This is a genomic window from Psychrobacillus vulpis, from assembly GCF_006861825.1.
Classification (GTDB): Bacteria; Bacillota; Bacilli; order Bacillales_A; family Planococcaceae; genus Psychrobacillus; species Psychrobacillus vulpis.
This window is the reverse complement of the sequence record NZ_VDGI01000005.1, coordinates 26,657-52,252: the sequence shown is the minus strand read 5'-3', so window position 1 is coordinate 52,252 and position 25,596 is coordinate 26,657. Positions and strand designations below refer to the sequence as shown.

The 25,596-nt window shown below is 36.2% G+C and carries 26 protein-coding genes and 1 riboswitch; of the genes, 11 read left to right on the top strand and 15 right to left on the bottom strand.

Going from position 1 to position 25,596, the window contains the following annotated elements; genetic code table 11:
* Nucleotides 1–675 precede the first annotated feature (675 nt).
* The 6 genes from FG384_RS06885 to FG384_RS06860 all read left to right on the top strand — a co-directional run bounded on the left by FG384_RS06885 (nt 676) and on the right by FG384_RS06860 (nt 5,210).
* A complete protein-coding gene (locus FG384_RS06885; RefSeq protein ID WP_142641858.1) occupies nt 676–1,866 on the top strand; it encodes a class I SAM-dependent rRNA methyltransferase in 1,191 nt (396 codons plus the stop codon).
* A 200-nt stretch (nt 1,867–2,066) separates the two neighbouring features.
* On the top strand, nt 2,067–3,020 hold the full coding sequence (locus FG384_RS06880; protein WP_205961753.1) for a DUF2268 domain-containing putative Zn-dependent protease: 954 nt from the start codon (nt 2,067–2,069) through the stop codon (nt 3,018–3,020).
* Between the two features lie 205 nt (nt 3,021–3,225).
* Nucleotides 3,226–3,417: a hypothetical protein gene (locus FG384_RS06875; RefSeq protein WP_142641856.1), complete on the top strand. Its 192-nt coding sequence runs from the start codon at nt 3,226–3,228 to the stop codon at nt 3,415–3,417.
* 24 nt (nt 3,418–3,441) lie between these two features.
* Complete coding sequence (locus tag FG384_RS06870) at nt 3,442–3,726, top strand: hypothetical protein (protein WP_240793362.1); 285 nt, start codon at nt 3,442–3,444, stop codon at nt 3,724–3,726.
* An 88-nt stretch (nt 3,727–3,814) separates the two neighbouring features.
* Nucleotides 3,815–4,306, top strand: a complete 492-nt coding sequence (locus FG384_RS06865; protein ID WP_240793361.1) for an RNA polymerase sigma factor — start codon at nt 3,815–3,817, stop codon at nt 4,304–4,306.
* Nucleotides 4,299–5,210 (top strand): hypothetical protein, encoded by a 912-nt coding sequence (locus FG384_RS06860; RefSeq protein ID WP_142641855.1) that lies wholly within the window; start codon nt 4,299–4,301, stop codon nt 5,208–5,210. The genes FG384_RS06865 and FG384_RS06860 overlap by 8 nt, the downstream gene beginning before the upstream one ends.
* A 728-nt stretch (nt 5,211–5,938) precedes the next feature.
* Here the strand turns inward: FG384_RS06860 and FG384_RS06855 are convergent.
* Complete coding sequence (locus FG384_RS06855) at nt 5,939–7,324, bottom strand: aspartate aminotransferase family protein (protein ID WP_142641854.1); 1,386 nt, start codon at nt 7,322–7,324, stop codon at nt 5,939–5,941.
* A gap of 328 nt (nt 7,325–7,652) precedes the next feature.
* Between FG384_RS06855 and FG384_RS06850 the strand changes: the two genes are divergently transcribed.
* Entirely contained in the window at nt 7,653–8,498 is an 846-nt protein-coding gene (locus FG384_RS06850; RefSeq protein ID WP_142641853.1) for a MurR/RpiR family transcriptional regulator, read from the top strand.
* 838 nt (nt 8,499–9,336) lie between these two features.
* Here FG384_RS06850 and FG384_RS06845 read toward each other — a convergent pair.
* From FG384_RS06845 to FG384_RS06820, 6 genes are all read right to left on the bottom strand, one after another.
* A complete protein-coding gene (locus tag FG384_RS06845; protein ID WP_142641852.1) occupies nt 9,337–9,843 on the bottom strand; it encodes a ferritin in 507 nt (168 codons plus the stop codon).
* 175 nt (nt 9,844–10,018) lie between these two features.
* Entirely contained in the window at nt 10,019–10,840 is an 822-nt protein-coding gene (locus FG384_RS06840) for a squalene/phytoene synthase family protein (RefSeq protein ID WP_142641851.1), read from the bottom strand.
* A gap of 78 nt (nt 10,841–10,918) precedes the next feature.
* Complete coding sequence (locus FG384_RS06835; RefSeq protein ID WP_142641850.1) at nt 10,919–11,650, bottom strand: SDR family NAD(P)-dependent oxidoreductase; 732 nt, start codon at nt 11,648–11,650, stop codon at nt 10,919–10,921.
* Nucleotides 11,651–11,670: 20 nt separating this feature from the next.
* A complete protein-coding gene (locus FG384_RS06830) occupies nt 11,671–12,834 on the bottom strand; it encodes an MFS transporter (protein WP_205961756.1) in 1,164 nt (387 codons plus the stop codon).
* Nucleotides 12,835–12,907: 73 nt separating this feature from the next.
* Complete coding sequence (locus FG384_RS06825) at nt 12,908–13,747, bottom strand: MerR family transcriptional regulator (protein WP_166462396.1); 840 nt, start codon at nt 13,745–13,747, stop codon at nt 12,908–12,910.
* A gap of 124 nt (nt 13,748–13,871) precedes the next feature.
* Entirely contained in the window at nt 13,872–15,536 is a 1,665-nt protein-coding gene (locus tag FG384_RS06820; RefSeq protein WP_142641847.1) for a hypothetical protein, read from the bottom strand.
* Nucleotides 15,537–15,732: 196 nt separating this feature from the next.
* On the opposite strand from FG384_RS06820, the gene FG384_RS19755 reads away from it, so the two are divergent.
* Entirely contained in the window at nt 15,733–15,906 is a 174-nt protein-coding gene (locus tag FG384_RS19755; RefSeq protein ID WP_166462395.1) for a hypothetical protein, read from the top strand.
* Between the two features lie 66 nt (nt 15,907–15,972).
* Nucleotides 15,973–16,230 carry a hypothetical protein gene (locus tag FG384_RS06815; RefSeq protein WP_142641846.1) on the top strand — a complete coding sequence of 86 codons (258 nt, stop codon included), beginning with the start codon at nt 15,973–15,975 and terminating at the stop codon, nt 16,228–16,230.
* A 49-nt stretch (nt 16,231–16,279) separates the two neighbouring features.
* Here FG384_RS06815 and FG384_RS06810 read toward each other — a convergent pair whose 3' ends face one another.
* The 5 genes from FG384_RS06810 to FG384_RS06790 form a co-directional block, all read right to left on the bottom strand.
* Nucleotides 16,280–16,594: a DMT family transporter gene (locus FG384_RS06810; RefSeq protein WP_142641845.1), complete on the bottom strand. Its 315-nt coding sequence runs from the start codon at nt 16,592–16,594 to the stop codon at nt 16,280–16,282.
* Nucleotides 16,594–16,935 carry a DMT family transporter gene (locus FG384_RS06805; protein WP_142641844.1) on the bottom strand — a complete coding sequence of 114 codons (342 nt, stop codon included), beginning with the start codon at nt 16,933–16,935 and terminating at the stop codon, nt 16,594–16,596. The genes FG384_RS06810 and FG384_RS06805 overlap by 1 nt, the downstream gene beginning before the upstream one ends.
* Before the next feature lie 68 nt (nt 16,936–17,003).
* Nucleotides 17,004–17,102, bottom strand: a riboswitch (guanidine-I (ykkC/yxkD leader).
* A 67-nt stretch (nt 17,103–17,169) separates the two neighbouring features.
* Nucleotides 17,170–18,414, bottom strand: a complete 1,245-nt coding sequence (locus FG384_RS06800) for an MFS transporter (protein ID WP_142641843.1) — start codon at nt 18,412–18,414, stop codon at nt 17,170–17,172.
* A 582-nt stretch (nt 18,415–18,996) separates the two neighbouring features.
* A complete protein-coding gene (locus FG384_RS06795; RefSeq protein ID WP_142641842.1) occupies nt 18,997–19,686 on the bottom strand; it encodes a GNAT family N-acetyltransferase in 690 nt (229 codons plus the stop codon).
* A gap of 14 nt (nt 19,687–19,700) precedes the next feature.
* The gene (locus FG384_RS06790; protein WP_142641841.1) at nt 19,701–20,813 is read right to left on the bottom strand and encodes a mandelate racemase/muconate lactonizing enzyme family protein; all 1,113 of its coding nucleotides are present in this window, start codon (nt 20,811–20,813) and stop codon (nt 19,701–19,703) included.
* A gap of 91 nt (nt 20,814–20,904) precedes the next feature.
* Between FG384_RS06790 and FG384_RS06785 the strand changes: the two genes are divergently transcribed.
* Nucleotides 20,905–22,149, top strand: coding sequence for a transcriptional regulator (locus FG384_RS06785; RefSeq protein WP_142641840.1), 1,245 nt, complete (start codon nt 20,905–20,907; stop codon nt 22,147–22,149).
* Nucleotides 22,150–22,187: 38 nt separating this feature from the next.
* Here FG384_RS06785 and nhaC read toward each other — a convergent pair whose 3' ends face one another.
* From nhaC to FG384_RS06770, 3 genes are all read right to left on the bottom strand, one after another.
* Nucleotides 22,188–23,603 (bottom strand): Na+/H+ antiporter NhaC, encoded by a 1,416-nt coding sequence (gene nhaC, locus FG384_RS06780; protein ID WP_142641961.1) that lies wholly within the window; start codon nt 23,601–23,603, stop codon nt 22,188–22,190.
* A gap of 115 nt (nt 23,604–23,718) precedes the next feature.
* On the bottom strand, nt 23,719–24,822 hold the full coding sequence (locus tag FG384_RS06775; protein ID WP_142641839.1) for an amidohydrolase: 1,104 nt from the start codon (nt 24,820–24,822) through the stop codon (nt 23,719–23,721).
* A gap of 30 nt (nt 24,823–24,852) precedes the next feature.
* A complete protein-coding gene (locus tag FG384_RS06770) occupies nt 24,853–25,047 on the bottom strand; it encodes a YwbE family protein (protein WP_142641838.1) in 195 nt (64 codons plus the stop codon).
* 78 nt (nt 25,048–25,125) lie between these two features.
* Between FG384_RS06770 and FG384_RS06765 the strand changes: the two genes are divergently transcribed.
* On the top strand, nt 25,126–25,566 hold the full coding sequence (locus FG384_RS06765) for a peptidylprolyl isomerase (protein ID WP_142641837.1): 441 nt from the start codon (nt 25,126–25,128) through the stop codon (nt 25,564–25,566).
* Nucleotides 25,567–25,596 lie beyond the last annotated feature (30 nt).

Below are 25,596 nucleotides of genomic sequence, written 5' to 3'. Positions count from 1 at the left end.
CTGAAAAAGCGTCATTCAAATAAATTATCTATCAAATAGTCCTAAGAGAATTTAGCGCTTTGGCATTCGCTTTCCGCGGGCGAGCGACGAGCCTCCTCCTTCGCTCTGCTTCGTGCGGGGTCTCGTCTGTCTCGCTATTCCCGCAGGAGTCTCATGCGTCGCGCTAAATTCTTTAAATGAAATACAGCACATAGTTCCATGAGAAGGTATCCCTAAAGCAAATAAAATTAAAGTGATTAGCCTGGAAAGGGTTCCATCTTTTTTCTTATAAAATGAATGAAGACTAGTTGACCGAAAAAAGCTACTCGCTTTTCTCGGAGAATCGCCAAGCATACTCCTCACTGCAATGAGGGCACTGAAAACCCATCTTTGTCATTTCTAGAAAATCGTTGAAGAAGGCGACACTCCTGCGGGAATAGCGTTAGTCGAAGACCCCGCAGCAAAGCGAGGAGACTGAGGCAACGCCCGCGGAAAGGGAGCCGTTTCAACGATTTTCTTATTTACTGGAATATTAGACTACCTCATTTGGAAAAATCGAATTATAGGGACTTTTTCAGTGTCCTCTCGCTTCGTGCGGGGGGCGTGTGACTCGTTACGAATTTATTTATCGCATTTCTTTTTTTAAATGCTTTCATATGTGATAATGAACAAAAAAGAACTTTAAGGATGACTATCATGCAAAAAGAATTAGATATAAAAATTAAAGATGCCCTTTCACAGGATTTACAAAAAGGTGTTCCGATTTTCCTAAAAGATGGGTTCAACGAAATCGAATCTTTAGAAGAAGGGTCTATTATTAAACTGCGCAATCCAGCTGGTAAATTTGTTGGTAAAGGCTATGTAGGAAAGCAGAATAAAGGGATAGGCTGGCTTTTAACGAAAAATGAAGATGAGCCAATCGACACCGCTTTCTTCCATAAGAAAATTACTGCAGCTATTAAGCAGCGTGCGGATTACTATGGTAATAAGGATACAACTGCTTTTCGTGTCTTTAACGGAGAAGGCGATGGAATTGGCGGCTTAACGATTGATTATTTCGACGAGTTTTATTTGATAAGCTGGTATAGTGAAGGAATCTATTCCTTTAAAGAAATGATTTTAGAGGCTCTTGAGACGTCTGTTTCGTTTAAAGGTATTTATGAGAAGAAACGATTTGATACGAAAGGGCAATATTTAGAGGACGATGATTTTGTCAAAGGTGAACGTGGTGAGTTTCCACTGATCGTGAAGGAAAACGGACAAAACTTTGCTATTTACTTAAATGATGGTGCAATGGTTGGTGTATTTTTAGACCAGCGTGACGTTCGTAAAAAAATTCGAGATACTTACTCTAAAGGAAAAAATGTACTGAATACTTTTTCATATACTGGTGCCTTTTCCGTCTTTGCTGCTGCAGGTGGTGCAACGAAAACGACTAGTGTGGACTTAGCAAAACGAAGCTTAAGCAAAACGACGGAACAGTTTGAAGTAAATGGAATCGATCCGGAGAAACAAGATATTATAGTGATGGACGTATTTGATTACTTCAAATATGCCAAACGAAAAGAACTAGCTTTTGATGTTGTTATTCTAGATCCTCCAAGCTTTGCACGTTCAAAGAAATATACATTTAGTTCTTCAAAAGACTATACGAACTTGTTAAAAGACGCTATTGCTATAACGGAAAAGAATGGTGTCATCGTTGCCTCAACTAACAACGCAACGTTTGGAATGAAAAAATTCAAAAGCTTTGTTGATAAAGCATTTAATGAAAGTAATCGTAAATACACAATTGAGGAAGAATTTTCTCTTCCTAGTGATTTTAGTATCTCCCCGCTTTTTAAAGAGGGAAATTATTTGAAGGTACTCTTTGTGAGGACGAAATAATTTAATTTCTAAACAATGCATCCACTTAAGTCTACATTATAGAGAAAAATAATACTTCCTAATTTTTTAGTAGCGCCTGAAGATTCTTTCAGGCGCTTTTTCAATTGTAAAATAATTGAAACCTTTTTCAGCATCTACCGTAATATTATTGTACATTTAGAATTATCTAACTTTTCATGAGAATGGAGATTATGATTAATATGAAAAAACTGTCTCGTTTTTTTATCGCGATTTGTTTTTCGTTCTTACTTTTTGGTTGTTCAGATAAGACGGAATCAGCCGAAAGTTCAACAAAACAATCCATTCAAAGCCCGTTAGTATTTCAGCATAATGAACAAGAATTTAAAGTTTATACTTACTATGAAGAGTTCGAAAACTTTTTAGAGAGCGCTAAAAAACAACCAGACAATTTGGATGCTCTATACACACAAGCAGTGGTGGAAGCATTTAGATCAAATCCTGGTTACGCCTTTTTAGAGGACAATTGGATGCTCACAACTCCTACGGATATTGAAGAGTTGGAGAAAACAATTGATGCATTGATCGACAAGCAAAAACTAATTACTGATTCGATAGTGGCAGCTTTAAAGGAATCAGCTGACCGACTTCCCGGAGGTAATAAGTCCGTATATCTTTTACCTTTTCTTCCTGAATTTAAGCCTGATTTGAAAGTAATGAATTATGTAACCGGTGAGGCATGGAACAAAAATACTATCATTATAACGATTGATCCTTTGTTTCTCGTAGATGACTTACAGTATACGATTGCCCATGAGTACCATCACGTAGTGGCTATGGAATATCGTGATTCATACACATTGCTGGAAAGAAGTGTATTGGAAGGGAAAGCAGATGCCTTCGCCAAAATGGTATACCCAAATGTTCAAGTACCATGGATAGAACCATTAACAGGGTATTCCGAAGAACAGGGTCGGAAGCTATTTATAGAAAATTTGGATTCAACCGACACTGGTCTATGGTATGAATTCTTCAAAGGAAACCACTATAGGGGACTAGATGTATGGTCCAATTATAAAATAGGGCATGAAATTATGGAGGGTTTTCTTGAAAAAAACCCGGATGTACCTGTCGAAGAGTGGACGCAAATGCCTGCTGAGGACATTCTTTTAAAGAGTGAGTATAAAGATAAGTGAAAGAGAATTTACCGGATGAATTATGGAAGATTTTGTTATATACGAAACGAAAATTTGAGGGTGTAGTCGTTATGAGAAAAAGTTCTATTGTGTTAACTACAATAGCTATTGAAACAATTTCGCTTTGGGTAGTTTCGCTTTTTTTCGGATGGGTTTTCATCGATACAATATTTTTAGGGGACTTGCTGTATTCGGATGTGTTTGGTTGTCTCAATTGTATTTTAACCAAACGAATAACCAATTTAATGGAACTACAAGAGGTTGGACTGGTCAAAACACTGGTGGTATAAAGCAGTTTCAATTCAAAATGTCCCCAATTACTTTAGGTATTACATTATTTGCAGGGATAAGCTTTTTAATAACTATTATTACGTATTACCCGTACTTTTTTAGTTAAATCACATGAGATTGGAGTTCTTATATGATTAATGCAATTGTTCTTGTTAGCTTAATAATCCTTGGGGGCGTTTTTCTTGGATTTATTTTAACTCTAAGAAAAAGTCTTAAGAGAAAACTAATCATTTGGGGAATTATCACGATGTTCATAATTACGCCATTCCTCGGGTGGATAATTAGTATTTTAGTCGGAATTATTGAAGGCGATGGATTCGCTGCAGTTGGAATGATGATGTTATTGTTTCCTACCTTTTTTATCATAGGCTTAGTTTTATTGATTGTAGGTTTTTTTAGAAAAGAAGCTTTTTAACTTTATGTACCCATTAGAATTATTCTAATGGGTTTTTTTGACCCTTTTTAACTTTTCATTCGTATTAAGTAGTATGGAGGTGCAGTTTGTGAATGATTTTGAGATAGCGAATATTTATAAGCAGTTCAGCCCGCCTATATTTAGGTATATGACATATTTAGTGCAGCATAGGCAGGTAGCAGAAGATTTAACACAGGAAGTCTTTATTCGCTTTGTTAATTTGGGCGACGTACATAGAACACCAGCTGAAATACAAGGATGGCTTCGAAAAACAGCACGAAATATTGCGTTTGATTACTTGCGTAGAAAGCGACTTATTAAATTTACACCATTTTTAGTGATCCATGAAAAAGCCGATGAGCACCCTTTCTTCGGTATGGAGGAAGTACGTGAGCTGTATGATGCTTTAGGAAAATTAAAACCTTCCTACCGGGAAGTAATTATATGGAGAAAAATAGAAGAGTTATCCATAAAAGAAACTGCAGAAATACTTAATTGGAATGAAGAGAAAGTTAAAAATACGTTAAAGCGCGCGATGCAAGCATTACGTTTAAAAATGGGAGGTGCGGAAGATGAATGAACAACATCGTTTTGAACAAATGCGTAAACTCACACAAACAAAGGCACAACAAAATGCAGCTATCCTAACAATTATAAATACAACAGCAAAGCCTATCAAAAATTGGACTATTTCTTTCATTGGCACCGTTACACTGATTGCAACGTGCTTATTAACCTTTTACTTAGTGACAACTGAAACGACTAAACCTACTACTTCAGCTTCCACTGATCAATCCATTGAAAAAGTATATTATTTTACGAATGGAAATATGGATACGTTTTTTGAAAAGTGGTCCAGCTTTTACTTACATGTTGGTGTTATAAAGGACACAAAGATGCTTGAACAGCTTGAGATATTTTTACAATCAGCAGTACCCATCTCTAAAGAGAACTTTAGGTCGTATGATAGTGAAAGTGTAGATATATTAGTAAAGTACGATGGAGGTACAGAACGCCGATTAAAAGGATTAAGCCCCTCTGTTTTTCTAGACATCAATACAAATGAATTATTGTATATTCACGCTACTAGTTGGTCTGATATTTATATGGACTTATTTAAGAATCCTAATTCGAATTTAGGAATGGTTTTTGGACTAATTATATTATTCTTTGCTCCATTTTCCGTGACTCTATGGTTTAAACACAAATTTCCTATTATAAAGCGCCGTGAATGGTCATTAAACTGGACACATCATTGGATAAATTATTTAGCCATTGCCCTTATACTCGGATTTTACTCGTTTTGGGAAAGTAAGTATGGAACCTTTCACATAGCTGCATATGCGTCATTATGGCTTTTATACGGTGCCTGTCAAGTTGCCTATCGATTGAAAAAAGGAGAGCATGTCCGGTCCATTCAACTTACAATTATTAACCACCTAATTGGAACTGTTGCTTTAGTTTTATGTGTTTTTGGGTTTTGAATAGTAACAATAAGAAAAACCCAAGCGCCCTTTAAGCGCAATTTATCTCGACTATTCCTGGATGACTTAGTACTGCACGTTTGCTACATCATTACCGAAGGATGTTTTTTGGAGGGTTGTAAGTGACGATGCCACTTACAACCCTCTTCTTTTTCGGTAATCTTGTGACTGACGTTTGTACGGCGCCCTCTTGGAATGTTCACAGACAGGCTACTTTTGGTTTGGTTAATGAAAGAAAAAATGTTTTCCAATAGTTAGATCTACGCCCGAAGATACAATTTCGGGCGCTCTTTGCTTCGTTATAAATAGATACTCCTTATTTTTTCTAGCATCGTATTCTAAAATGATAAGTGAAAAATGGGTTATACAAATTACTTTTTTCGAAAGAAATTCAGCAGTCCTACTAATCCAAATAAAAATACCATGAACATGGGATTCACGGCATGCTTATTTTTTATACACTTTCTTATCTTTGAACAAAAGCGCAAGCGTCTATACTAGGGAAATACAGTCTAAGTTCACGACATCGTGTCGCAACGACTGTATGACCTGCTTCGCGCAGGCCTCCGACAGGCACTAACTTCTGCGACGAGCTTACTCAGGAGCAAGGCGAAGAAATCTGGATGTAGAAACACTTGTAGAAAGTTATACACAAGTTAAAAATTTTATAGTTTCCTAAGCAATTAAAAAAACAGCATCCAAATCATAATCTCGATGCTGTTTTTTTGTTATTTATTTGTAAGTTCTTTTAACACTTGTTCATGAAGTGCAACGGTTTTTTCTAAATCTTCTTGTGTATGTTCAGTAGACATAGAGTAGCGAGTTAGCGGCTTGATGTAGACGCCTAACTCAAGTAAGCGTCGATCTATTTTGTCACGCATTGAAAAATCTGACTCCTGCATATCGCGATAATTTAGAATTTCTTTATCTGTGAAGACTATGTTAAAGATTGTACCTAAGCCAATCGTTTTCATCGTAACACCATAGCGTGCATAAAGAGCTTCTAACTCTTGACGCAACCACATTGTGCGTTCGATTGTTTTATCTAATATACCGTCTTTTTCTAGTAGATCTAAGGTTGCTTTCCCAGCACTTAGGATGGTTGGGTGCCCATAGTAAGTACCTGAGTGGAATAAAACACTGTCTTTGTTCCCGTTCTTTTCTTTGTTAGTTTCAACACTAGCGCTTAAAATATCTCGACTACTAATTGGATTTGTAATCTCCATAATCTCTTTACGGCCACCTACAAGTCCAACTGGGAAACCACCTCCTAAAACCTTTCCTAAAGTTGTAATATCTGGTGCGATATTATAGTAGCCTTGTGCACCCCCCATACTTACACGGAAACCTGTTTTTACTTCATCGAAGATTAAAACAATGCCGTATTTCTCTGTGATTTCACGTAAGCCTTCCATAAACTCCTGTGTTGCTGGAATGTATCCACCTTGAACAGGCTCCATAATAACTGCAGCAATTTCATCTTTATTTTCAGTTAATAGTTGAATGGTTGCTTCTAAATCATTAAAAGGAAGAACGACTGTTTTTTCAAGGTAGTAATTAGAGATTCCACGTGATTCTGGAACTGGAGTTGGTCGCTTAGTATCGCCCGCTTCTTCCATTGTAGGGTTCACACTAATTAAAGATTGATCGTACCCACCATGGTAATGGCCTTCGAATTTGGCTAATTTTTCACGGCCAGTAAATCCTTTCGCAATACGAATAGCTAGTAGAGTTGCTTCTAAACCAGAGTTTGTAAAGCGTGCCATTTCAATACCGTTGTATAGTTCAATGACTCTCTTCGCCATTTGTTGTTCTAATAAGTGAGGAGTCCCGAAAATAGTTGTACCCATATCATGTAGCTGATTTGTGACTGCTTCTGTAATAGCAGGATGACCATGTCCAGTTAGTAAAGAACCTGAACATAACAAATAATCGATGTAAACATTACCATCCACGTCTACTAATTTAGATCCTTTTGCTTCTTTCATAACAATTGGATGTGGAGTCATATATTTGATATGGGCAGTTACCCCTCCCGGAATATAAGTACAAGCTTCTTCGAAAATACTTTTGGATGTTTCTACTGTAAACAAATTTTCAGTTGATGATTGCATACAATTATTCCTCCTAATTATGAAATATTTATTTCACTTTATAGATAAATATGATTATTTTATTTCATAATATGCTTTGATTATTAGAAAAGCAACTTCTTTTTGAAAATTAAAATTCATTTTTTATATAACACTTGTATTTACATAGAGAAAACGACGTATGGTAAAGAGTTTTATATAACACATTATTTTTATAATTGCGATGAAAAATTAGATGAATGGAAGTTGAGGTTCATAAATTTAGTTTCTAACTATGGCATAATAAGTATAAAATACTTTAAATTAATGTGAAAAATATTGAAATCAGAGCGAGAGGAGACTTTCTAATATGCGAGATCCATATCTTGAAATTGCAAGCCAAATGAACAGTTTAAGCAAATCACAAAAGAAGGTAGCTCAATATGTTTTAGACAATCCAAATAATATCCCATTTCAAACGGTTGAAAAATTAGCGAAGGAAGTGTGTGTTAGTGATGCTACTGTGGTCCGGTTTGCAAATGCACTGGGTTATAAAGGGTATCCTGACTTACAGTGTCATATCCAAAACAGGCTTCAACGAAAGCTTAAAACAACAGAACGTTTGAAAAATGATCAATCTCTAGGGAACACGATTGATGAACAAATCAAAAATTACATAATGCAAGATGTTCATAATGTACAAAGTATTATTGAAGAGATTGATACTTATCAATTTGAAAAAGTAATAAAAGCCATTTTAGCAGCTGAAAATATTTATATTATTTCAAGTCGTAGTGCTGGCTCTCCAGGAATGTTCTTAAATTACTATTTAGGCATGCTCCTTGGAAACGTCACTCATGTCGAAGTGTTAGAAACAGATGGAGAAAAAATGCTTTCAATTGACCAAAATGATGTTGCGTTTGCAATTAGCACTGCACGCTATACACGAAGCACCCTAGAGTTATTTCGATATGCTAAAGAGAGAAATGCTTGCACCATTGCGTTAACTGATAATTTTTCTTCACCTTTAATACCGAACGCCGATTTGGCTCTTTATACTAAAAGTGATTTTTCCTCTTTTTTTGATTCATTTGCTGCATCCATGAGTATGATTAATCTAATATTAGCATTCGTTGGAAAGTATAAAGAAGCTGATAATACCGAGCGTTTAGAGGAACTCGAAGCACTTTGGCTCAAGTTAAATGTCTTCTACTAAAGTTGGTTTACGTTCCTAGTATTCTAATAACTTACCCTCACATCAATACCTCTCTTACATTATTCTATTCTGTAAGAGCGGTATTATTTTTTAAATAATTTTGTTGCATTAAATAAAGTGAAAACGTAAAACGTAATAAATGATTCAAAATACTGCAATTTTACAAATAACAGTATTTTTGTTAGGAGAGGAGTCACTTTTAACTGTTATCGGTGTTGCCGAATTAACTCTGCAAGGAACATTCGTTGTATCTTCAAGCTTCCGGGAAGTTGTATATCCCAGCGCGCCCTCTAAGTGCATCTTCTCTTCATCGTTTCTTGCGTGCTTTGGACAGTATGTCGGCCATCTTACTACCGGATAAGCTTTAAGAGCGACGGGAAGTGGCTAGCCACTTCCCGTCGCTCTTTTTCGGTAATCCTTTGGCTGTCGTTTGTCCGTCGCTTGAAATGGTTGGAGTCAGTTTGCTTTTGCTTAAGGTTAATGAAAGAATCTATTTATAGAATAAATACTTTTTCATTTCTAGAAAATCGTTGAAAAAGGCGACACTCCTGCGGGAATAGCGTTTGCCGAAGACCCCGCAGAGCAGCGAGGAGACTGAGTCAACGCCCGCGGAAAGCGAATGCCAAAGCGCTAAATTCTCGTAGTGGCTATTTGATAGATAATTTATTTATCTTTTAAGAAATGCGCGAGCACCCTTTAAGTGCATCTTGTCTCCACTATTACCGGAGGGCTTAGTACTAAACGTTGCTACATCATTACCGGAGAATCTTTTTTTGGAGGGGTGGGAATGACTATGCCACTTTCCCCCTCCTTTTTTCCTACTTGTGGGCTCAAGTATTTACACTACTTCTGGAGTGAATGTGCGTGATGCTAATTCTGAATCTAACATGAAGATTGCATTTGAATCATTTTCAATACGTTTGATTTTGTTAATTAGCGTATCAAATGTTGACTCTTCTTCTACTTGCTCATCGATAAACCACTTTAAAAACGCCATCGTTGCATGCTCACGCTCATCTAATGCAATATCAGATAACCCATAAATGCGACGCGTCACTTCTTTTTCATGTGTTAATGCTGTTTCAAACGCATCTAAAATAGAAGTAAATTCGTTATTTGGATGATTGAAGCCATCAATTGTCGCTCGATATCCTAAATCACTTAAAAAATTATAAAATTTCATCGCATGGTAACGCTCTTCCTCAGCTTGTACCAAAAAGAAATTAGCAAAGCCATCATACGCTTCTGCTGTGCAATACGCAGCCATGGCAAGATAAGCATGTGCAGAATAAAATTCGAAGTTCATTTGTTCATTCAATGCTGTATGTAACTTTTCAGATAACATTATTAATTCCTCCTCTTATCAAAAGTATTGAAGTGGCAATATGCCCCTTCAAATATAAGTATACAACTATGAACATTTTTCATGCAACGAATAATTGATAATGATTATCAATACTAATTAAACATAAAAACTCCCAAGAAGAACCTATGCTCTTCTCGGGAGTTGGAATATATTATTATACCTCTGCTTGTACTTCTTCCACAGTGGCCTCAACTTCTGCACGCGTCATTTTTTCTTTTCCACTTTTCAGTGCTTTTAATGTTTTGTGTGCAAGTGCAAGTGGCAGTTTGCAAAATAGTACGATGCTTTTACGATTAATACTTTTTATATAATCGTCTGCTTTCGCTAAATTGCCTTCCGCATATTCGAACATATCCTGACGAGTCCAACCTTCTGGAAAAAATTGAACTCCACGTTCACTATCTTCGTCTTTGTTTCGTAATATATTTACTGCTTGTAAGCCACGTCCGTATGCAATCGCATCGTCTCTGTTCGTTTTAATGCCAGCACTCCACTCCCATAAATCCGAAAGCATGACACCAACAAGGCCTGCTACATAGTATGTATATTCATCGAGATCTTCTTTCGTTTTCACTTGCCAGTTTTTTTCTACCCATTTGGCCATTCCTTCTGCCATCTCACTAGTGGATTCTTTTACTTTTCCCACTAAGTCAGCAGGGCAAATAGCAAGCCAATCACCTAGTCTTAGAGAGACTGCTGGTAGGATGTCCTTATATGGCGCTACCAGTTTTTCGTATTCTTTTGTATCAAATTCTTTTGTAAGCATTTTACTTGTGGCAAGTAATAATCGCTGTTTTTCTTGCAATTCTAATGCTTCATGATCTTCTATTTCATCTATCGCACGCATACATAAATAAGCAGAAGCAACCGCCTTTTTTAGTTTCGGTTCTAAAAAAGTGATAGGGATATAAAACGTTCTACTTGTCTTTTTTAGCATGTCCATTGCTTCTTTTTGTAAAGCTGCTACTTCAGGCACAACTAGTCCTCCATTTCACAATTGAATACTCTATGTACTATTGTAATGGATTTTCTAAAAAAGACAAAATGACTGCCATTATAGATTGCGTAAATCGCTTATGACCTCTACTTTATAAAATTGATCACTTTCCATTAGTTTTATTAACTTTTCCGCCACTTCTGAAGGACTGCTGAGATCGCCAGCAGATTTGTATTCCTTAAATCGATCTACTAAAGGAAACTCACTTTCTGTTGACTGACGAATCTTTCCTTGCATATTGGTATCAATAATTCCAGGTGCAATAGAAACTATTCGAGCTCCATATTGTTTTTTTGATTCTTCTACATTCACCGCTTCTGTAAATCTGTCGAGTCCAGCCTTTCCAGCACAATAGCTGCTCCAGCCTTCATACGGCTTTCTACCCGCACCGGATGAAATTTGCATAACCTTTTTAGGGATTGTTTGTCCTTCTAATGCGTTAATAAAAGCTCCTGTTAATATCATCGGAGCCGTTAAATTGACTGCGATACTTTTCGCGACAAGTTCGCTGTCGATCTCCCCTACCATACCTATCGGATCAATTGTTCCTGCATTATTAATGAGCGTAAAGGAAGTCGCCTCATTAGTGGCATGTTGAATAATTGTTTTCATTGTGTCTGTCAGCTTCAAAGTTTCACTTAAATCTAATAAAATATGATGATAATTATCATGCTCAATATCATTTTCTCTTCTTGCAAACCCATAAACTATATTGCCTGTTTTTAATAATTGTTTGGCAAGTTCTAAACCTATTCCACTTGTTGTTCCAGTAACTAGATAAATATGCATTTCTTTAGCTCCTTTGTATTCTAATTGGTTCGTTCTTTCCAAAATAACGAAATCACAAAGCTAAGCGCAAGTATAAACATTGCTAATACATATGGGTAGTCGACATTTACATCAAACAAAATTCCCGCAATGCCAGGACCTATAATATTCCCTACGCTTGTAAAAGTGGAATTTAAACCACCTACAAATCCTTGCTCATTACCAGCAATTTTAGACAGGTATGTTGTCAATGCAGGACGTATTAAATCAAACATTAAGAAGATCACAAAAGTCACAAGTAATATGGACCAGTACGCTGACACTTTAATCATAGCAAATATAAATACTCCGGACACACCCATACAAATTTGAATTAATCTAATTTCACCAATTTTGCCGACTATACGGTCAAATGAAAGAACTTGCGCAACAACACCTAAAATTCCACTAACTGAAATGATTAACGCAATGTCTTTTGGTGTAAATGCAAACTTGTGATCGACAAAAAGGGAATAAACTGTTTCAAAAGCCGCTAAGCCAAAACTAGAGACAAGAATAATAATCATAGGAATTAAATAAATGGGCTCTAATACTTTACGTAATCCTGATTTTGCTACTTTTTTATCTTCTTCCTTCTGTTCTATTTCTGGTCTTTCAGGCTCTTTTAATAATAGCAATGAAAATAGAGATCCCAAAAAGCCTAATGCCCCTGCAAAAAAGAAAGGCAATCTTGTTCCAAATTCAGCTAAAAACCCACCAATCCCAGGTCCTATAATGAATCCTGTGCTTATAGCAGCAGCAACATATCCCATTGCTTTTGGTCGTTCCTTTAACGAAGTAATATCAGCAACAAAAGCTGTTACTGCAGGCATAATAAATGCTGCACTTATACCACCTAGCATTCTGGAAACATACAATACTACTACATCCTGACCAAGACCAAATAGTATTTCTGATAACCCAAAAAGTAGCATACCAATAACAATCATTTTTTTGCGTCCAAACAAGTCGACCCATTTTCCCGCAAAAGGAGAAACTAATAATTGAGTAAACGCAAAAGCTGCCACTAAGTATCCCATCGTAGACCCTTCTAGATGCATTTCTCTCATCAAAGTAGGTAATACAGGAATAACTAATCCTATTCCTAAAAATACAATGAATATATTTACTAATACTAAGTAAATTATTTTATTTAAACCAACCATCATTTCCAAACTCCTCATTATGCTAGATAAAACTCTTATGTAAATAAAAATAAACCCTATAGTAACTATAGGGTCAAGTAGCTTGAATTTGTATTTTTAGTTCTACAATGAATTCATCTTCTTTGGATGCGGTAAAATTTATAGGCATCCAAATATCATAAACGATTGGCACTACATGAATGGAATGTTGCTCCAAATAACAAATCAATTTATTGTAACAAACCTCATAAGTATCCTCTTGTAAGGGAAAAGTTATACTGAGGTATTCTCCAGCAGGCAATATACTTATTTCTACATCCTCAAAGTTTATATCCGTTTCCTTATCTGTCACAGTATGGGTAAATAAATAATCATAATTGATATCATCTAATGACTCATATCTTTTCAAAGCATATGAACCACCATACAACGTATCAAATACACTTCCCACATCCTCTAGCACTTTACTAATAAGTCCATATTCCTTATTTGGAATATCATTGAATCTTATGTTGGACGTTTTTATTTTTACTATTTTTTGTGCTGGAATTTTCTTCACACAAACATCCATCATACTCGATTCAAGTGTAAATGATTGTATTTGTTCCTTTTTACGCTGTAACATTTCTTTGGTCTCTATAAGCCTTTGAAATTCCTGGTCAATTCGTTCTTCTTGATTAGCCAGATAAGTAACTAATTCTTTCGGTGTCAATGTTAGTACAGATTTAACCTCTTCCAAAGATAGCCCTAGATATTTTAATGATTTTATAATATCTAAGTAATATAGTTGGGTATTTTGATAGTACCTATATTGATTTATTGGGTCAATTTCTATTGGCTTAAATAAATCTATTCGATCATAATAACGCAAAGTTTGAATCGATAAATTACTTAACTTTGCCACTTCACCAATTGTTAAGTAATGTATTTTCAAGAAATCACCCCTTTTGCCTGAGTGAGCTAAGTATAGAATGCTACATCTCTGTTTAATTATTCTATAACAAAAAAGCTATCCTATAAAACTAGGATAGCTCCAGCTGTTAATAATTGATTTCAATTTAATTATTCTGTATACCTTGAATTGTGATCTCTTTAACAGGTAAAAATAACTCTCCTGTATTTAAATATTTTACTTGGACGATGTCACCTTCTTGCATATAAACTGCAAGTGGAGCTACTTCTGAAGAAACAATGTAGTTCTCTTTATTGTCCAGTAAGAAAGATACTTGTGTGAAGTCTCCGACACGTTCTTTAAATACACGAACAACTGTCCCAGTTACTGACTTTTCTTCCGCTTTGGAGCTTCCATCTACTGTGCTTCCACCGCGTTGAATGGCTGTTTTATACAGCTTCAATGCTTCATTAGGCGTATTGCCGTAAACGGAAATTTCTGGGTTTGCAGCAGACACGATAAAGTAATTTTGTAAAAATCCATTCGAATCCAGAACCGGAGTTAACCAGCTAGCTTCCCCATAGAAGTTGTACAGTACAGGCATCTCTCCCGACCATTTCTTTTCAATAAATTTCTTCTCTATTATTTGAAGTGCACCTTGTGAATCCATATAAGAATCTTCTAGATTTCCAGTGTAATATGTTGCTTTACCAGTTCGGCCATCTGTTAAAGAATAACCTAGCATCGAATCAACGCCCTCTTTTGGACTTGTGAAATCAGTAAAGTAATACATTTTACCGTCTTCAGTAAAAATTGGGCTAACATTCGCTTCTGTTCCTTCATCAGATGGTAATTTCACGTCTTTTTTACCAAAATGACTATTTATATAGCCATGAACATATTTACCAAAATAACCGTTTTGCAAACTTACGGTTTCTGGAGATACTGCTCCATCAATAAACGCAGGTACATCTGCAAGCTTAAAAGAATCTGTTTGACCTGTGGCTGGATCTACTACGACAATTCCTTCAACGTCAAAGCCGTTTCGAGCACTGATGAATTTTCCGTATGAACGGATATAGTATGGCTTTCCGTCTTCATCAATTTCCAACTGTGGATCTCCATAAAAAATCTTTGTTGGATGCTTCATACGCATATGTCTTTCTAAATTTTTGTGAAGGAAAGATGAAGGTGTGTAACTCATCTCCTCTTTCACGAATTTTGGATTGTCAGCTGAATCTGTTGCACTCATCGTAAAATAACCTGGTGTAACGTCACCATTTATCCATTTGAAAAAACCAGAAAATTCGACTGGAGCAATATATACATATTCCCCTTTTACTTTTTGAATTTGTAAGTTACCTAGCTCATAGTAGCTAGTATTCGGTACTTGACCAAATGCTTTCTTCATTTTATTTCGTGCAAATTGAGGTGGTACACTCGCTGGCGTTTTTGTTTCATCGAACGCTTCGATTTCTACCTTTTCATCCATCTTGGCTACTTCAAATTTTTCATCAGCATTCCAAACAAAAGCAGATAGCATGTAAATAGCAACAGCTAAACTTCCTAAGAAAAGTATACCTTTTGCTTTTTGCTCTACACCTTTTGACAAAACTGTTCCCGCTAATGTAGCAAGCACAAGCCATGGCCATAAAGCCGTCCAGTTCCTATCCAAATTCGTCAAATAATATACAATTGCTAATACGATAAACGATACAATTGTTAGTCCTATTAGAGAAGACATCGTGTCTTTCCTTTTAGCTGTCAATGGTACGACTATTAGTGCAGTAATTACTGCTACAACTGCCGAGATAATAAAAACAAACGTCATACAATCATCCTTCTTCCTCTTTTTCTACATAGCTATTATACGGACAGAAGAAAAAATGGTTTCAGGAAATATGTTGCATAAACAAACACTTTTCAGAAATAATTAGATGTTAATTTCCATTAGTGATACACTATTAACATATATACCCAATTTAAAACTAAAATCGAGGGACTTTTTTTGAAAGGAGTAAATTTTTATGAGAGCGATAACCGGATTATATATAGTCATTGTTTTAATGCAATTTATTACTCTGACCAATATTACATTATTTAATGGAGAGTGGAACGGAATAGCTTTGTGGCTAAGTACTGGTTTATTTATTGCTGGTACAGCATTTTACGTAATGAATAGAAAAACAAAACGTTCATAATCACTGATAGACGATAAACTATCAAAAGTAGAAACAACTTCTAGTGCACTTAATTTAAATTGGATTATGGTTGCTGATGATTCCCTAACTTGGAGTGGTAGTATTAGTCCTCCAAATGGACTCCCTATGCTTTGGGGTTTAGCAACTGATAACATTAAGTCTATTGTAATAACAAGTGAAAACGATATTCAGCCAAACAAGCTGAAAATCCAAGACAACTTATGGTTGTGGTATGCCCCTATTAATACAGACAAATTAAATATGCCAATTATGATGAAAGCATATGATGAAAAAGGTAATATACTTTATGGGGAAAAATTCTAACAAAAAACACCTAGTGAATTATCTTTCTTACTAGGTGCTTTCCTGTTTTTTAAGAGACTAGTTTTAATCCTATCGCTGCTCCTAATACCATTGCGATAAAGACAAGTCTTTTCCAATCTTTTGGTTCCCCGTATAAGATCATACCTAAAATAGCTCCTCCAGAAGCACCTATCCCAGTCCAAATAGCATAAGCTGTTCCCATAGGAAGTGATGTCATTGCGTATGCAAGAAATAGAAAACTTCCGCCAAACCCGAGAATTAGAAGGACTAACGACTGCCAGTTACGTTCCTTGTGCAATTTGTTAATCATGGTAACACCAAACATCTCAAATATTCCTGCTACTAACAGAGAAACCCATGCCATTACGACTCATCTCCTTCTTGAACTTTGTCTTTTGTAACTAACTTCAATCCAACTACTCCTGCTAATAGTAATAAAATTAATAAAACTTTACTTACTTTAAATGGTTCTCCGAAGAAGAGAATTTCGGATATAACAGTTCCTGCGGTACCCATTCCAACAAAAACAGCATATACAGTACCTACAGGCAGTTTTCGACCAGCTTCAATCATTAAATAGAAGCTGACAATGATGGAAATAACAGTTCCTGACCAAGTCCAGAAATCACTTGCATGTTTTAAACCGATAACCCAAAAAACTTCAAAAAAAGCTGCAATTAAAACTTTCAACCAATCTTTGTTCATAAAATAATAACCTCCTATATTTGTGGATATAAAAAACAAAAAAGCCTGAGAGAAAACTGTTAAACAGTTTCTCCCAGGCTTTTATCCTTCCGTGACACAGCAAAGCTGTGAGTTTTCTCTCGGTCTCAGACCAACTTCATCGTTGCGGAACCCTAGAAAACATTTTACGTATACAATTATTTTATATTATACACATCTTGGTGACTTATTCAAGTTCAGTGTATCCTCAAAAAATTATTTTGCTATTAGCTTAGGTTCCACTTCAAGACTGATGTCATTTTCATTTGCTTCAAATCCCTTTTTCCAAGTTAAAGTGACGAATATAGAGGCTACGATTAGTATTCCACTAAGCATAATAAAGCAATAAATGATTAAACCTGTAGAAACCATTTCAGTGAAGATAGCTAGTAATACAATCCTTAACAAAAGTCCAATTGTTCGAAACAGGCTATCGACCCTCCCCATTAATTCGTTAGGAACCTTATCCATTAAAAAAGAGTTCCTAGCTACTCTTGCACCACTATTTCCTAGAGCTATAAAAAACATAAGAGACAAATAGAATGGTACATTGGCAAAAATAATCAGCGAAATGGCAATCGTATAAGTAATTACGCTATAAATGATTGTTTTTTCATCCCCAATTTTTCGAGCAATAATAGGGACGATAATACCTGCAATTACTGCGCCTACCCCATAAATCATTCCTTGAATCCCATAGAAACTCCCAGAAGTTTTTAGCACGTCAGCTAAATACACTGGAAATAAATAATTCGTTATCATGACGCCAATAAACGGCATAACTGAAAACATTAAAAATAGGAACATTGCTGGTCGTTTCAACATATACATTAAACCTTCAGTTGCTCTTGACTTAGAAATGCTTTTTGTTTTTCTAATATTGGTCCATGTATAAGGAATTTTTAAGTAAAAGTAAATTGCTGCCGCGTAAGATAATACGTCTAATAACAATATATATTGAAAATCCCATTTAGACAGTAAAATACTTGCTAAAGCACCAGCTATAACGCTAGAAAGCTGCCCTTGAACTTCCATTGTTCCATTTAGTGTTTTGTATTGATCTTTTTGGAAAATTTCTTGATTTAAAGCAAACATTGTAGGATAAAAAATCGTGTAATACAAACTGCCAATCATATAAATGATTATGTAATGCCAGACTTCATAGGATAGCCCAACAAAACCGATAAGTGAAAAAGCAAGTAACACAATTAAACTTACTATCTTACTAGTTAAGAGTAGCTTCTTTCGAGACATTTTATCAATTAGATTACCTACTAGTGGGGTAATTAAGAAACTAATAATAGTCATGCATATTGTTACATAGCCAAATACCGCACTTCCATTATTGCTTGATACAAGCATCCATGGTACTGCTATCATAGTTATTCCGGATCCAATCGATGATGCAATATTAGCAAAAATAATAAGACGGAAACGAGAATCGTTATATAAATTTTTCATTGTATTGCGCCCCTTATACTGTGGAGCTAACATTAATCCTAAGTTGTCTCCAGCTATTTTCTTATTATTCTCACTATAATTCATTTTTCCTATTTTGAATTCAGCCATTGGTCTTGAGTGAGTCTCATACTAATTACTGAACTATTAGAAATTTAGAGCGAATAAAAATGGGGTTTCTCAAAAACTAGAAAAGTAGAGGGGGATCTCTCTACAATCCACACTCTACTTTTTTAGTTTTAGAAAATCGTTGAAAAAGGCGACACTCCTGCGGGAATAGCATTAGCCGAAGACCCGCAGCGCAGCGAGGAGGCTGAGGCAATGCCCGCGGAAAGGGAGCCATTGCAACGATTTTCTTATTTATTCGGTTATTGGACAACCACATCTAGCAAAGTCGAATCATAGGGACTTTTTCAGTGCCCTCGAGCTTAGGGAACGAAGAGGCTCAAGTCGCGTCAACAGAAAGTGTTTCCCCGCAGCGAATATCTACTTCTTTCAATCATTAATTTATTTTAAATTAAATAAGACTGTATACAGTCTAAAACACCTAGGGATTCATTATGAATCCCTAGGTGTTTTCCTTTTTTATATGTACGTTCCTCGCTTTTCAAACGTAACGTACCAATCATCTTCTTTTTGCAAAATGCTTATTCCTATCCAGCCTTCTTCAAGTAGTTGCCGTTGTTTTGCAGTGTCATCCATATTGATTTCCAAAACTTCGTTACCTACTACACGATCTTCATGCAGTTTTTTATAAAATACATAACGCAACATTTCTCCGTATTTCTTTTTTAGAGCTCCAATAACCATACCTTGGCTTAGTTTGTCCTTTAAACTTGCTATATTAAACGGTGCCACTGTTGCACATACATGCGTAAATGGAGATGCGTCTAAAAGTTCCATTACGATAACACCTAGTTTTTTTTGCAATCCGAATCCACGATAATCTGGGTGAACATTCGTAATTTCTTGATAGACAACGTTGTCCAATTGTTCTGTTTGAAGTCCAATGTCATATCCTAAGTGATGTTCATCTATTTCCGGTATAGCTAATGCGCGAAAAGCGATTAACTCCTCACCCACGAAAACACCAACCATTAAAGCATTCTCAATAGAATGTACAAATTCTTCTTTTGTTAATGGTTGAAGGAACTCTTTGTTTGTGAGAGTTTCAAGAACTTTATCCTGTATACTTAAAATGCTGTCCATACTCTCCGTTGTCAGCTCTCGAACTACATATTCTTTCTCGCCAAGCTTGCCCTTCCATTCTTTCATGTCAACACTTCCTCTTACTTTGTCACTTTAGTGGAATACTCAGTTAGCTCTTGTAAAACAGCCTCATCAATTTCAATTCCTAAACCAGGTTGTTCATTTAACTTAATAAATGGCACATCATAATGTAGATTCCCTACATCTTTTGAGAATTTAAGTGGCCCAGTTAACTCTACACTCGTAAACGCTTTTTTCGAAAATGCTACGTGGAATCCTGCTGCTGATCCAATAGAAGACTCTACCATAGAACCGATTTGACATTCTATTCCTGCCATTTCTGCCATATGTGCAAGCTTCATTGCTGGATAAATTCCTCCACATTTCATTAGTTTAATATTTACTTTATGTGCCGCTTGTTTCTCGATTAATTCGCGCATATCTCGAATTCCTCTTAAGCCTTCATCCATCATAAGTGGCGTACTTGTTTTAGCCTTAATTTCTACCATACCATTAAAATCATCTGCAACTACTGGCTGCTCCAACCAATCTAATCCCGTATGCTCTAGTTGACGCATTGCTGTAATTGTATTGGCACTATTTTTCCATCCTTGGTTCACATCTACACGAATTGCGATGTCTTCGCCTACTTTTTCACGTACAGCTTGAATACGTTTAACATCTGCTTGTACTTCTGTGCCGACTTTCATTTTAAACGATGAATAGCCTTCTTTTATTCGACTTTCCGCTTCTGCTGCCATCGACTCCGGTGTTCCAATACTTAATACATGAGTAATAGGAAACTTCTCATGGTATCGCCCACCAAGTAGCTGATAAACTGGCACACCTAATTTCTTTCCTACTACATCGTAGCACGCTATATCAATAGCCGCTTTTGCAGCAGGTGCTTGATAAACTGCTTTATCCATCTTTTCATGCAAACGTTCAAACTCCATTGGATTCTCTCCGATTAACAATGGCGCCAAAGTATTTTGCAATAATGCATATGTGCTTTCCCACGTTTCTCCTGTTACATGCTCATCCGCAACAGCTTCTCCGTAACCGACTAGCCCTTCCTCAGTTGTAAGTTTAACAATAATAGATGGCATATCATCATACGTGTGATAGCTAATGATAAATGGGTCTACTAATGGTAATCTAATAGCATAAATATCAATTTCTTTAATTTTCAATTTATTTTTCCTACTTTCTTTACAAGTTTAATTTTTCCAGTTATAGTTGTCGTTAAATAGTCGTTTAAAAAATAAAAAAAGGGGTGCGTCAATGATTACACGCATTGCAGTACTTGGATCTACCGATTTTATTGAGCGTCTAAAGCAATTAGAAGAGGAACTGCCTACTATCCGTTTGGATTATTATATCTATAATTCGCCCATCGAAGCAATAGATATTGTCCCAAATATTACACCATGTGATGCGGTATTTTTCTCAGGATCTCTACCTTACTTATATACGAAAGAGCGGAGAGAGCAACTACCTGTACCTACCCATTACTTAAAACAAGATGGTACAGCTATAGCTACAACATTATTATCTACTTGCTATTCTAATTTTATTCCTATTCAGGAGATATCAATAGATTTAATAGAACCACAACTTGTGCATGGCCTACTTCAAGATGTTGGGCAATCGGAGCAACACCCTTATATGATGATAATTGATCCTACATTTAACTTACAGGAAGTTGTTGCATTTCATTCTAAATTGCAAGAGAACGGACAGTCATCACTTGCAATAACTAGTATTCATGCAGTATATCAAGAATTACGAGTAAATAATATATCTGTTATTCCTATGATTGATCCTAAAAGTTCTATAATAAAAGGGATTGAAGAGACCAAATCAATGGCACTTCTTGCAAAAAGTCAGTCTGCCAAAATTGCTGTCGGTTATATACAATTAATGAATGATAGTACTATTTCGGATGAAGTATTAAAGAAAATTTCAAGCTCCATTCATGCAAGTGTTGTAAAAAGCGAGGATTATTTTTATACTCTTTTTTCTACACAAGGTGCTGTTCAAAAAGCACTGGAAAACAATACGATAAATACTTGGCTAAATCTTGTTTCCTCTCCATTAAAGGTGGCATTTGGATTTGGCAAAACAGTCACCGAGGCAACGAAAAATGCGAAGGACGCCCTCCCTTACGTGGCAGAGAATACGGCCTATTTAATAACAGACAATAAAGAATTGTTAGGACCATATCCAAACAATCAAAAACAAGTGCAGCTAAAAACAAATGACCCAGTGCTTGCTCAATTAGCAAAAGAAACAACATTAAGTCCAGCTAATCTATCTAAAATTATGCAGTTTAGCCGTTCACACAAATCTACTGAATTTACAGCATATGATTTAGAAATCTATTTACAAGTAAGTAGACGGACAACGGAGCGAATCTTGAAAAAGCTTGTAAATCATGGATATGCTCATATTATTGGGGAAGAAATGACTTACCAACAAGGACGTCCCCGTGCAGTATATGAAATTAATTTTCCTACTTATGTGTAAAAAGGAAAGTTCGCTTTTGCTGAACTTTCCTTTTTCTCTTAACCTTGTAAAGCTTCTCTCTCTTGAATTTCTGCTATTTCTGATTTCGTTAATTTCTGAATGGTGAAACCAGTTATAGCATACCCAATAGATAAAAGCGGCACAACGTAATTTAAAATTGCATAAGGAGCATACTCAAACGCACTTACCCCTAAAGTCCCTAAAATAAAGACTCCGCAAGTATTCCACGGTATAAAGACTGAAGTAAGTGTTCCTCCATCTTCTAATGCACGAGAAAGGTTTTTGGAGTGTAACCCCATTTTCGTATAAGCATTTGAAAACATTCGTGCAGGTACAACGATTGAAATGTATTGCTCCGAGCAAGTTGCATTCGTTGTGAAACAAGCTAAAATTGTGGATGCTACTAATGTACCTGCTGATTTTGCTAATTTAAGTATTTGATTCATAATGGATTGAAGCATACCAGAATATTCTAATATCCCTCCGAATGTCATTGCGACAAGCGTCATCGATACAGTATACATCATGGAATCTAAACCACCACGGTTAAATAAATCATCTACCATAGCATTTCCAGTTTCAATAACAAAACCACTTTGAAGTGCTCCGATTGCTTCAGCAAGAGTACCACCTTGCACAAATACTTGAGCTAACGATCCTAAGATAATCCCGATAACTAGAGCTGGTATTGCTGGAACCTTCATGGCAACAAGTACAATTACAGCTACTGGTATTAATAATAACCAAGGAGAAATGACAAAGCTCTTCTCCAACATGGAAATTGTTTGAAGAATGCCCTCCTGATCGATATTGCTGTTCTTATACTTCATACCTAAAAAGCCATATACACTCAAAGCTATAAGAATCCCCGGTACCGTCGTATAGAACATATGTCGAATATGTACAAATAGATTTGTGTTCGTTAACCCAGCTGCTAAATTTGTTGTGTCCGATAGAGGGGACATCTTATCTCCAAAATAAGCACCTGAGATAACTGCTCCCGCAATAATCGGGGCTGGTATTCCCATACTAAGTCCAATTCCCATCCCAGCAACACCAATTGTTCCCATAGTGGACCAAGAACTACCGATTGCAAGTGATACAATCATACAAATTATGCAAATCGTCACTAAAAACAATGCTGGAGTAATAATTTTAAGGCCAAAATAGATCATAGTAGCAACTACTCCGCCACCAATCCAAGAACCAATTGTTAAACCTACTAACATAATGATTACAACTGCTGGTAATGCAAGTTTAATTCCTTTGTACATCATTTCTTCAATGTCATTCCATCTAAATCCATGCTTCCAGGCTACTAATGCAGCTACTGATGTTCCTATTATTAACGGAATATGCGGCCCCTGTTCTAATCGTACTACCGCTATATACATGCAAGCTATCATCACTAGCAAAGGAACAATCGCCCATATTAAAGAAATTTCCTTTTTGATAGATACTTTATCTTTTTCTCCCATACTATTTCCCCCTTTGCCACTTTTGCAACAATTCCTAATTGTCGTTTATTCGTCGCTAATAGGGTAATGATAAAGCCAAATTTACTTATCGTCAATCCTTTTTAGAAATAATTGAAAGCGTTTTCGCTATAACTTTTGCTCCAATTGTAAGCGAAGCATGATCAAACGTCATATTCGGATGATGTAATCCCGGTGCAAGGTCTGCTCCAACCCCAATCATTGCAGCTTTCACTTCCGGATGTCTAATCGTGTAAAAGTGAAAATCATCGCTTCCAGAGGTTATTACTTCTTCAGCAAGGTTTTCTATTCCAACTACTTCTATAATTCCTTCTCTAGCGATAGTTGCTGCTTCTCCAGACACTTCAGCTCCTGGTGTTATGTCTTGCCATTCCCACTCTATGTCAATATCAAACAATTGCTTGATTGCTTGTAAATCTTTCTCTATATGGTCTTTCATCTTAAACAAGATATCATTCTTTGCTGCACGAGCATCAATCGAAAATGTTGCTGTACCTGGGATGATATTTGCACTATCTCCACCTGCTTGAATTTTTGTAAGTTTAGCGGAATAAGCTTCAAATGGTGAAAAATATAAGTTTTTCAGTGCTTGATGAATTGCCACCGTCACGTCAATTGCATTTTTGCCTTGATGTGGACGTGCACCATGCGCATCGATTCCAACTATTTTTCCTTCCAAAAACATTGCTGCTCCATGATGAATAGCTGGAGAAACTTTTCCAAATGGAAGCTCTTCGATTGGTCGTAAATGAACGCCAAACAAATGCGTTACATCTTCAAGTGCACCTCGATCAATCATTGCGTTGGCACCATTTCCTTTTTCTTCAGCTGGTTGAAATATAAAACGTATACGTTTGTTTAGCTTTTCATTTTTAATTAATAATAACGCTCCTAAAACCATTGATATATTTGCATCATGCCCACATGAATGATTCGCGCGATATACACCATCTACTTCTTGCCAAAGTGCATCAATGTCCGCTCGAACAGCAATGACTTCGTCTCCTTCTCCAATTTCAGCGAGTAATCCTGTCACATCGTCGAAACGACGATAAGGTATTTGTAACTCATCCAATATTTCTGCAAGCTTGTTTGTTGTTTCGTATTCCTTCCAGCTTACTTCTGGATTTTCATGAAAATGATTAAACCATTGTAATATTTGTGATTCTACTTGCATGATGTACGCTCTCCTTTTTCACTTTTCTGATTAACTTAATATTTCACAAACCCTACCAATTTGTCCATCCTCTAAACGTACTTTTATACCATGTGGATGAAAGGACGAATTCGTTAATAGATCTTTAACAATTCCTCTTGTTTTTTCACCAGTTCGTTGGTCTTTTTTCAAAATGATATTTACTTCTAGTCCTGGTCTCACATCTTTTCTATTTTGTCCGTTCATAATGATTCACCTCTTTTTGTATCGTACCACTTTCGTGCTATACTTATGAAGGATTTATTTGAAAAAGGAGTGTTTAGAATGGCGAAAAAAGGATATTTTTTAATGGATTCTGGCGAGAAAATCGAATTTGATTTATTCCCAAATGAAGCACCTAACACAGTAGCAAACTTTGAAGAACTAGCAAACAGTGGATTTTACAACGGGGTTATTTTCCACCGTGTTATTCCTGGTTTTGTAAGCCAAGGTGGCGACCCAACTGGAACTGGTATGGGCGGCAGCGGTAAAACAATTAAATGTGAAACTGCTGGAAACCCACATAAACATGAGGCAGGTAGCCTATCAATGGCGCACGCTGGAAAAGATACAGGCTCAAGCCAGTTCTTCATCGTGCATGAACCACAACCACATTTAAATGGTGTTCATACTGTTTTCGGTAAAGTAACAAGTGGTCTTGAAGTAGCTAAAGCTATGTCAAACGGCGCTAAAATGGAAAAAGTAGAAGTATTCGACGCAGAATAATAATTATTGTGTAAGACGCCAACTTAGCGT